This window comes from Actinocorallia lasiicapitis, from assembly GCF_054778695.1.
Genome location: NZ_BAAGZI010000259.1, coordinates 1 through 8,717 on the forward strand (window position 1 = coordinate 1; position 8,717 = coordinate 8,717).

Sequence of the window (8,717 nt, forward strand, 5' to 3'; positions counted from 1 at the left end):
CGCCACCCTCGGCGACCGGCGGCTCGCCCTTCAGGCGCTGCTCGCCCACCCGTTCGTCCGCAGCCTGCCCGCCGCCCGAGCCCTCCTGGACGAGGGGCTCGCCGCCCACCGCGCCGACCTCCCCCAGTTCCGCTGAGGCCCCCGACCCCGGACATGGCGAAGCGCCCCCCGGCCGCAGGACCTGGGGGCGCGCACGCGCGACCTACTTCTTCTTCGTCCCGCCCCAGGCCACGACCAGCTCCTTGGCGGCCTTGCGCCGCTTGCGGCGGCCGTTGGCCAGCAGCAGCACCGCACCCACCAGGATCACCCCGCCGATCACCATGGCCCGCTGGCGCTGCTCGTCGGTCAGCGGCGAGTCACCGTCCTTGGCGGGCGCGACGATCGAACCGACCGTCACCGCGACCTGCTTGATCTCCTCGCGGACCTTCTCGCCCGTCCGGGCGGCCACATGCGAGGGATTCACCCGATCGGCGAGCGCGTCGATCGTCCGAGCCAGCTCCTCACGGGTCTGCTCGATCTCCTGCTCGACGTCATCCGGATCTCTGTCACCCATGACGATCAGTCTTGCAGGTCGCACCCCCGCGGCGCGCCAACCCCCCGGTAGTTTGGAATCCCACACCCGAACCCGAGAGGAAACCCCGTGACCGACCGCCTGGAGCAGGGCGCTCCCGCCCCCGACTTCACCCTCCCCGACGCCGACGGCACCCCGGTCTCCCTCTCCGACTTCCGCGGCCACAAGGTCATCGTCTACTTCTACCCGGCCGCCATGACCCCGGGCTGCACCAAGGAGTCGATCGACTTCGAGGACGCGCTTCCCGAGCTCGCCGAGGCCGGCGTCAAGGTCATCGGCATCTCACCCGACAAGCCGGAGAAGCTCGCGAAGTTCCGCGACCGCGACCACCTCACCTTCCCGCTCCTGTCCGACCCCGACCGGAAGGTCCTGGAGTCCTACGCCGCCTACGGCGAGAAGAAGCTCTACGGCAAGCTCACCGTCGGCGTCATCCGCTCCACCTTCCTGATCGACGAGGACGGCATGATCGAGAAGCCGTACTACAACATCAAGGCCACCGGCCATGTCGCCCGCCTCCGCAAGGACCTCGGCCTCTGACACCCGGCCGTTTATCGAGGTGAGCGGCCAGGCCCGCGCTGGTACGATCTCGCCTGCGGGGCCGTAGCCCAATTGGCCAGAGGTGCATGATTTAGGTTCATGTGGTTGTGGGTTCGAGTCCCACCGGCCCCACGCGAAAAGGGACAGTCGTGAAGACTGTCCCTTTTGTCTTTTACGGGGTGTAGGCGAGCGATCACCGTGGGGAGTGGGGTCCCGGTATGTGAAAAAAGCGGGGGGTCCGGACGGGGGATGCGGCGTACATTGTGGGGACTGGCGGGTGCGGGGAGGCATGAGGGCTCATGTTCCGGAGGTCGGTCAGGGATCTGTTGCCGGGGGACCACGCTTGGCTGCCGTATGGGAGCGAAAGCGAGCAAGGGCATGTGATCGGGGATTGGATCCGGTATGGACTGAGCATCCGAGACAAGATCATTTATGTGACGGACGCCGAGCCCTGGGAGCTGCCCGGGATGTTCGGCGAGGATCTGGGCCCCGCGATCAGAACGGGCCTGCTCTCGCTGATCCCCGTCGGGGAGGCGTGTCTCAGCGGCGGAATGTTCGATCCCGCGAAGATGGTCGAGACCCTCACCGACGAGATCACCAAGGCGACGGAGCAGCAGTTCCGCGGCATCCGCGTCACCGCGGACACGTCCTGGGCCTTCGCCGAGCCGTTCGGCGACGCCCGGCTCGACTCCTGCGAACGCGAGTTCTCCGGCCACGTCTGCCCCTCGGTGTCCGTGACGGCCATCTGCCAGACGGACATCCGCAAATGCACGGGGACCCAGCTCGAGCTGCTGAAACAGCACCATGAGGTGCTGGCGATCCCCAACCCCGACTTCGACGATCCCGTCCTGTCGATCACCAAGACCTATCAACCGCTCGGCCTGCAGCTCGTCGGCGAGCTGGACGAGGCGCGCCAGCAGCGGTTCGAAGAAGTGCTGAACTCCGTGTCGCCGAACGGCGAGGCCGTCCATCTCGACATGGAGAAGCTGGACTTCGTCAGCCTGCGCGCGCTGCAGGCGATGGCGGAGTACACCCGGCGGCGCGGCCCGACCTCGCGGGTGGTGCTGCACCGGGTGGCCAGCGACGTCGAATCGGTCATCAAGACGGTGGGGATCGAGAAACTGCCCGGAGTGATCATGGGGGACGCGTCGTGACACTGGATCACTTCGCCCTCCCCTACCAGGGTGACGACCAGTTCCTGGGCGCGGCGCTGCCGTTCCTGACGGAGGGCGCCGAACGGGGCGACACGGTCTTCGTGGCGACGAACCCGCGCAAGCGCGCCGCGCTCCGGGCGGAGCTGGACGGCGCCGTGCAGTTCCTGGACCAGGGCGTCTTCTACGAGCATCCCACCAGGATCGTCGCGAAGGTGCTGCGCCAGTGGCAGGAGGGCAAGGCCGAGGGCCGCGGCCTGCGGATCCTGGGCGAGCCGCACTGGGAGACGTGGGGCAAGTGGGAGGTGCTGGAGTGGCAGCGGCTGGAATCGCTGGTCAATCTGGTCTTCGCCGACACCGACGCCTCGTTCATGTGCCCCTACGATCTGGGCGCGCTGCCGCTGCCGATCCTGGACGCCGCCCGCCGCACCCATCCGCACTCGGCCCACGGCCGTTTCCGCCGCGCCAACCCCGGCTATCTGGAGCCGGGCCTGTTCGGCGCGATGTGCGATCGCGAGCCGCTGGCCCCCGCCCCCGCCGATTCGGCCGCGATGCCGGTCTTCTCCCCCGACATGCGGGATCTGCGGGCGCTGGTCGCCGGCCACGCACGCGATCTCGGCGTTCCGGGCGGCACCCTGCACCAGTTGCTGGTCGCGGTGACGGAGGTGGCGACCAACGCGCTGCGCCACGGCACCCCTCCGGTGGTGCTGCGGCTCTGGCCGGAGGACGGCGAACTGGTGTGCGAGGTGGCGGACGAGGGCCATTGGCAACCGGAGGACTCCGCCGGACCAGGCCACTTCCCGCCAAATCCGGAGCTACCCGGGGAAATCCCCCGGCTCGGACTCTGGGCGGTGCGGATGCTCTGCGACATCGTGCAGGTCAGGACGGGTCCGGCCGGCACCCGTATTCGCATTCGCACACCACTTTGCGCTTGAAAATGCACGTGCAACACGAGGATCGGGATATTTACAGAGAAAGGTTTGCAGACTTCCTGCCAATGTCGGAGCTCGGGCGTACTCTGACGCTACCCATCTTTTCGATAATGGACGGGGCATGACCCACCTGTACACGCAGAGATCGGTCGGCGACCTACGCGCCGGCGACCACGCGTGGCTGGCGTTCTCCCATCCGGACGAACAGAGCCGCGTGCTCGGTGACTTCGTCTACGCCGGTCTCGACGCCGGGGAGAAGGTCGTCTGCGTGACCGACGCCGCGCCGCGGCATCTCCCGGGCCTGCTGAGCCGGTACGGCATCGACGCCACGCCGTTCGCGGAGGCGGGCCATCTGGCCGTCATCCCCTGGCATCTGGCCTGCGCGAAGGACGGCTACAGCGATCCGGCCCTGTTGGCCGACACGTTGGAGCGTGAGATCGCGAAGGCTCTCGACCAGCGGTTCCAGCGCGTCCGGATCACCGCGGACATGACCTGGGCGGCCGGCCTGCCGGGCGGCGACCAGTTCATGCTCGCCTGCGACAACGAGGTGGAGGCGATGATCGGGCCCAGCACCGTGGCCACGGGCATCTGCCAGGTCGACCGCTCCGCTTGTACTCCCGAGGCCATCGACGTCCTGCAGCATCATCACGAGGTACTCGTCGAAGTGAACCCCGAATATGACGACGGCGTGCTCAAGATCACTCGCACGTTCCGGCCGCACGGCCTGAAACTCGAAGGCGAGATCGACGGCGCACGCCATGCCGCGTTCACCCAGACCTTGACGGCGGTGAGCGATCCGCGCAGCGAGGTCCATCTGGATCTCAACAATCTCAAGTTCATCGACCTCGGCGCGTTGAGCCTCATCGGCACGCACGCGCTCCGGCTGACCCGCGGCAACGGGCTGGTGCTGGACAACCCGACGGCAGAACTCCAGGGCGTGATCGACATGGTGGGCTTCCACCGCTACCCCGGAATCACCCGCGGACAAGGCTGGGGGGCCAAGTGAACGAGCAGAATCTCGTGCACCGTGCACTGTTGTACGGCAAGGACGAAGAGTTCCTGAACGCGGCCGTGCCCTTCCTCCAGGAGGGCCTGGGCACCGGTGACCACATCCTCGCGGTGATCCCGCCGCAGGAGTGGGACGCGATCCGCGACGTCATGCGCAGTGACGCCAATCCCGTCCACTATGTCGACTCCGCGGTGTTCTACGGGCATCCGGTCCGCACGATCTCGGCCTACAACGACGTGGTGCAGGGGGTGGCGCCGCGCCGGGTGCGGGCGCTGGCGGGCGTCGACTGGTCGGGGCGCGGCCAGGGTCTGCAGCTCGCGGAGTGGGCGCGGTACGAGTCGATCGTGAACGCGGCGTTCAGCAAGAGCGGCGCCCAGGTGATCTGCCCTTACGACCGGCGGACCCTGTCGCCGGCGATCATCGACGAAGCGATGCGGACGCACCCCGAAATGCTCTCCGGCGGCAACTACCCGCTCTACAACACCAGCTACACCAAGCCGCACGAGCTGGGCCCCGAGCTCAGCCGTTCGGCTCCAGTGCCCGCGGTACCGGACCAGGTGGACCGGATCGGGATCGAGTCGCTCGACCTCGCGCCGATGCGCAAGTTCCTGAAGGACAAGGCCACGCGGCACGGCCTCGACCGCTCCAAGCTCGGCAATCTGGTCACCGCGGTCAACGAGATCGCGACCAACGCGGTGGTGCACGGCACCCCGCCGATCGAGCTGATGGTGTGGAAGTCCGACAACGAGCTGCACTGCGAGGTCGCCGACATCGGGCTCTGGCATCCGGACGAGCTGGCGGGCTTCTTGCCGCCCGCCGACGCCACCGCCGAGGGCTTCGGCCTGTGGAGCGCCCGGATGCTGGTCGACGTCATCCACATAAGGGCCGGGCACCACGGCACCCGGGTCCGGTTGCGCTCGGCCCTCAGCTAGGAGCTGGCTAGGCGGTCAGGTAGGCGGCGAGGGCGCGGAACGCCTTGCCGCGGTGGCTGACCGCCGACTTCTCCTCAGGGGTGAGTTCGGCGGTCGTCTTGCCCAGCTCCGGCAGCAGGAAGATGGGGTCGTAGCCGAACCCGCCGGCGCCGCGCGGCTCGCGCAGCACCACCCCGTCCATCCGTCCCTCGACGACTTCGGCGCGGCCGTCGGGGTAGGCGAGGGCGGCGGCGCACATGAAGTGCGCGCCGCGCTGGCCGTCGCCGACGTCAGCGAGCTGGTCGAGCACGAGCTGCAGGTTGCGCAGGTCCTTCGCGTCGGCGCCGAACCGGCCCGACCAGCGGGCCGACAGGACGCCCGGCATCCCGTTGAGCGCGTCCACGCAGAGCCCGGAGTCGTCGGAGACGGCGGGCAGCCCGGTGTGCGCGGCGATCGCGCGGGCCTTCAGCAGGGCGTTGCCCGCGAAGGTCAGCTCGGTCTCGGGGACGTCGGGCGCGTCGGGGAACTCGCTGAGCCCGACCACCTCGTGGTCGGTCAGCAGCCGCCGCAGTTCGACGATCTTGCCTTCGTTCCCGGTGGCCAGGACGATCTTCATCGGGCGAGTGCTTCCTTCTGCATCATGGTCAGGTCGACGCAGCCGAGCTGCGCGAGGTCGAGCAGCCCGTTGAGCTCGTCGCGGGAGAACGGGACGCCCTCGGCGGTGCCCTGGACCTCGATGAGCCGGCCGTCGCCGGTGCACACGACGTTCATGTCGGTGTCGGCGCGGACGTCCTCCTCATAGCAGAGGTCGAGCCGCGGCTCCCCGTCGATGACGCCGACGCTGACCGCGCACACGGTGTTGATGAGCGGGTCGCCCTTGGTGAGGCGCTTGTCGCGCATCCAGGTGACGGCGTCGGCGAGCGCCACGTACGCGCCGGTGATGGCGGCGGTGCGGGTGCCGCCGTCGGCCTGCAGGACGTCGCAGTCGAGGGTGATGGTGTTCTGGCCGAGCGCCTTGAAGTCGACGCAGGCGCGCAGCGAACGGCCGATGAGCCGGGAGATCTCCTGCGTACGGCCGCCGAGCCTGCCCTTGACGGCCTCACGGTCGTTGCGGGTGTTGGTGGCGCGCGGCAGCATCGCGTACTCGGCCGTCAGCCAGCCGAGCCCGCTGTCGCGCCGCCAGCGGGGCACCGAGTCCTGGACGGAGGCGGCGCACAGCACCCGGGTGCCGCCGAACTCGACCATCACCGAGCCCTCGGCGTGGTCGAGCCAGCCGCGCTGGATCCGGACATGACGGAGCTGATCGGCCACGCGGCCGTCGGGGCGAGACATGCCTGCCAGCCTATCCGCCCGCAATCCGCCTACAGACGCTAAAGGTCGTAGGAGAGCCCCGAGCGGGCCAGCTCGATCGGGCCCGCGAACTTCGCGGTCTTGGCCTCGACGAGTGACTGCTCGGCGTCGTTCCAGGGGACGAGATGGGTGAGCAGCAGCCGGCGGACGTCGGCCCGGTCGGCGTACTCGGCGGCCTCACGCGCGGTGAGGTGCAGGTCGGGCGGGTTGTCGCCGCCTTCCATGAAGGACGCTTCGCACAGGAACAGGTCGGCGTCGCGGGCCAGGTCGACCAGGACGTCGGTGCGGCCGGTGTCGCCGGAGTAGGCGACGGTCTTGCCGCCCGAGCTGATCCGGAACCCGTAGGACTCGATGACGTGGTTGACCGGGGCCGTGGTGACGGTGAACGGTCCGACGTCGAAGGTGCGGGCCAGCGCGGTGAAGTCGAAGGTGTCGGTCATGCCGGGGTCCTGCGGCAGGTCGTAGGCCTCGGCCATCCGCTGGGCGGTGTTGTCGGGCCCGAACACCGGGATCTTCGGCTTGGTGCCCTGCGGGCTGTACTTGCGGGCGACGTAGTAGCCGCACAGGTCCATGCAGTGGTCGGCGTGGAGGTGGGAGACGGCGATGGCGTCGATGTCGTAAAGGTCGTGATGGCGCTGCAAAGCCCCGAGCGCGCCGTTGCCGAAGTCCAGGAGCAGCGAGAAGCCCTGGTCCTCGATCAGATAGCAGGAGGCGGGGCTGTCCGGCCCCGGGAAGCTGCCGGAACAGCCGATCACAGTCACCCGCACGGGGAGCTCCTCTACATCGTCCTTCCTGGGGACATGCCCAGGTGTGGCGGGGTTATATACAACCGAGGTTCAGATGTCGGGGCCGGCCTCCAAGACGGGGTGGACGGGGAGGCACGGCGTCTGGCATGACGCCCAAGGCTATGCGAATCCGCCGTCACAGAGTGTGTGACGCTCACTACATCTGCGCCTGCGGATCAGTGGTTCACGGGCTGCGATCACCGCTGCCTGGCGGCCCTGGCGAGCTGCCGTGACTGGGCCACGAGCGTTCCGGCGGAGTCCCAGATCTCGACGTTCTCGTCGAACCAGCCGTCGGCGACCAGCCGTCCCGAGCCGTGGACGGCGAGCCAGCCGGGCGCGGGCAGCGCGCGCAGATGCCAGGTCAGTTCGACCGTCGGCGACCAGCCGTACGCGCCGGTGTTGGTGACGACCGGGATCAGCGCGTCGAGCGCGAGCGCCAGGACGTAGGGGTCGGGCAGGTCGTCCTCGCGCAGCTTGATGTAGGCGCGCATCTCGGGCCTGCCGGTGGGACGGCCGTCGAGCCAGCCCATGGTGGCGGGGTCGAACCGCATGTCGACCTGGGCGGCGAAGCCGCGTTCGGCGCTGCCCTGCCCGGACGGCCTGCATTCCTCCAGCGGCGGCATCTGCGGCGCCCGCCCGCGGTACACGGGGACGGCCCGCGGGTCGAGTGTCGCGGTGGTGACCTGCGCGTCGAGGAGGGCATTGCCGTCCTGGACGAGCGTGGCGCGGAACATCGCGGCGGTCTTGCCGTCCTTGCGGGACTCCACCACGATCTCGGCGTGGCCCGGCTGCGCGGGCCGCAGGAAGTTGACGGCGGTGGCGACGGGATGCGGGTGCCGTGACTGCGCGACGACGGCCCGGAGCACCACGGCCATCAGGTAGCCGCCGTTGAGCGCCACGCCGAACCCGAACCCGGCGTCGAGCTCGGCTCCGTACCTCCCTTCGCCCAGCGGGGAGATCTTCGTGGCCGCCGCGAACCTCGTCATGCACGCCTCCGGGTACCGAACCGAGTTCGGCCAGCCTACCGATCCGGAGACACGCCGGTCCGCCCGGCCCGGGAGCAGGACGACATATGCGAAGAGGCCGGACAGCCGTGGGCTACTCTCCCCCGCGTGACGCCGCACCTGAAGAAACATGCGGGCTCCCCCCTACCGTCTCCCCGTCAGGGCGCCCTGCACACCTATGCCGAAGTCGGGATGCTCCGGGTCGAAGACGGCATCGACGACGACTGTTTCGACCGGCTCGCCCGGATCGTCGAGCCGGAGGACTGGGGCTGTCCTGGCCGGGACCGCACCTGGGTGCTCCGCGAGTATCTGGAGCAGACCTTCGTCCGGCTGACCGCGCAGCGCCGGATCGCGATCGCCGCCGACGGCACGCGCAGCGCGTTCGCGACCGGGCTCGCCACCCCGGCGGGCGAGGAGGTGTACGGCACCTGTGTGCCCGCCCACGACCCCGACGGCCCGCCCTGGCG

11 protein-coding genes and 1 tRNA gene are annotated in these 8,717 nt (G+C 69.3%); 7 read left to right on the top strand and 5 right to left on the bottom strand.

Annotated elements, in window-relative coordinates; all coding sequences use genetic code 11:
• Window positions 1-202: 202 nt before the first annotated feature.
• Complete coding sequence (locus ACYVE7_RS23630; protein ID WP_460367286.1) at window positions 203-553, bottom strand: DUF3618 domain-containing protein; 351 nt, start codon at window positions 551-553, stop codon at window positions 203-205.
• A gap of 87 nt (window positions 554-640) precedes the next feature.
• Between ACYVE7_RS23630 and bcp the strand changes: the two genes are divergently transcribed.
• The 6 genes from bcp (at window position 641) to ACYVE7_RS23660 (ending at window position 5,132) form a co-directional block, all read left to right on the top strand.
• A complete protein-coding gene (bcp, locus tag ACYVE7_RS23635; protein WP_460367288.1) occupies window positions 641-1,108 on the top strand; it encodes a thioredoxin-dependent thiol peroxidase in 468 nt (155 codons plus the stop codon).
• Window positions 1,109-1,165: 57 nt separating this feature from the next.
• Window positions 1,166-1,240, top strand: a tRNA-Leu gene (locus ACYVE7_RS23640).
• Between the two features lie 167 nt (window positions 1,241-1,407).
• Window positions 1,408-2,262 carry an MEDS domain-containing protein gene (locus ACYVE7_RS23645; RefSeq protein ID WP_460367290.1) on the top strand — a complete coding sequence of 285 codons (855 nt, stop codon included), beginning with the start codon at window positions 1,408-1,410 and terminating at the stop codon, window positions 2,260-2,262.
• Window positions 2,259-3,194 (top strand): anti-sigma factor RsbA family regulatory protein, encoded by a 936-nt coding sequence (locus tag ACYVE7_RS23650; RefSeq protein ID WP_460367292.1) that lies wholly within the window; start codon window positions 2,259-2,261, stop codon window positions 3,192-3,194. The genes ACYVE7_RS23645 and ACYVE7_RS23650 overlap by 4 nt, the downstream gene beginning before the upstream one ends.
• Window positions 3,195-3,312: 118 nt before the next feature.
• On the top strand, window positions 3,313-4,197 hold the full coding sequence (locus ACYVE7_RS23655) for an MEDS domain-containing protein (protein WP_460367294.1): 885 nt from the start codon (window positions 3,313-3,315) through the stop codon (window positions 4,195-4,197).
• Window positions 4,194-5,132 (top strand): anti-sigma factor RsbA family regulatory protein, encoded by a 939-nt coding sequence (locus ACYVE7_RS23660; protein ID WP_460367296.1) that lies wholly within the window; start codon window positions 4,194-4,196, stop codon window positions 5,130-5,132. The genes ACYVE7_RS23655 and ACYVE7_RS23660 overlap by 4 nt, the downstream gene beginning before the upstream one ends.
• A gap of 7 nt (window positions 5,133-5,139) precedes the next feature.
• Here ACYVE7_RS23660 and rdgB read toward each other — a convergent pair whose 3' ends face one another.
• From rdgB to ACYVE7_RS23680, 4 genes are all read right to left on the bottom strand, one after another.
• Entirely contained in the window at window positions 5,140-5,727 is a 588-nt protein-coding gene (rdgB, locus tag ACYVE7_RS23665) for an RdgB/HAM1 family non-canonical purine NTP pyrophosphatase (protein WP_460367298.1), read from the bottom strand.
• Window positions 5,724-6,443: a ribonuclease PH gene (gene rph, locus ACYVE7_RS23670; protein ID WP_460367299.1), complete on the bottom strand. Its 720-nt coding sequence runs from the start codon at window positions 6,441-6,443 to the stop codon at window positions 5,724-5,726. Before rph ends, rdgB begins: the two co-directional genes overlap by 4 nt.
• 38 nt (window positions 6,444-6,481) lie before the next feature.
• Window positions 6,482-7,228: an MBL fold metallo-hydrolase gene (locus tag ACYVE7_RS23675; RefSeq protein WP_460367301.1), complete on the bottom strand. Its 747-nt coding sequence runs from the start codon at window positions 7,226-7,228 to the stop codon at window positions 6,482-6,484.
• A 215-nt stretch (window positions 7,229-7,443) separates the two neighbouring features.
• Complete coding sequence (locus ACYVE7_RS23680; RefSeq protein WP_460367304.1) at window positions 7,444-8,232, bottom strand: thioesterase family protein; 789 nt, start codon at window positions 8,230-8,232, stop codon at window positions 7,444-7,446.
• Window positions 8,233-8,358: 126 nt separating this feature from the next.
• Between ACYVE7_RS23680 and ACYVE7_RS23685 the strand changes: the two genes are divergently transcribed.
• Window positions 8,359-8,717: DUF3825 domain-containing protein (locus ACYVE7_RS23685; protein WP_460367306.1), on the top strand; the 359-nt coding region annotated here is incomplete at its 3' end.

Bases quoted from the DNA above. Each gene is read 5' to 3' on its own strand.
- ACYVE7_RS23630 (WP_460367286.1), bottom strand. From the start codon at position 553: ATGGGTGACAGAGATCCGGATGACGTCGAGCAGGAGATCGAGCAGACC.
- ACYVE7_RS23645 (WP_460367290.1), top strand. From the start codon at position 1,408: ATGTTCCGGAGGTCGGTCAGGGATCTGTTGCCGGGGGACCACGCTTGG.
- ACYVE7_RS23655 (WP_460367294.1), top strand. From the start codon at position 3,313: ATGACCCACCTGTACACGCAGAGATCGGTCGGCGACCTACGCGCCGGC.
- rdgB (WP_460367298.1), bottom strand. From the start codon at position 5,727: ATGAAGATCGTCCTGGCCACCGGGAACGAAGGCAAGATCGTCGAACTG.
- rph (WP_460367299.1), bottom strand. From the start codon at position 6,443: ATGTCTCGCCCCGACGGCCGCGTGGCCGATCAGCTCCGTCATGTCCGG.
- ACYVE7_RS23680 (WP_460367304.1), bottom strand. From the start codon at position 8,232: ATGACGAGGTTCGCGGCGGCCACGAAGATCTCCCCGCTGGGCGAAGGG.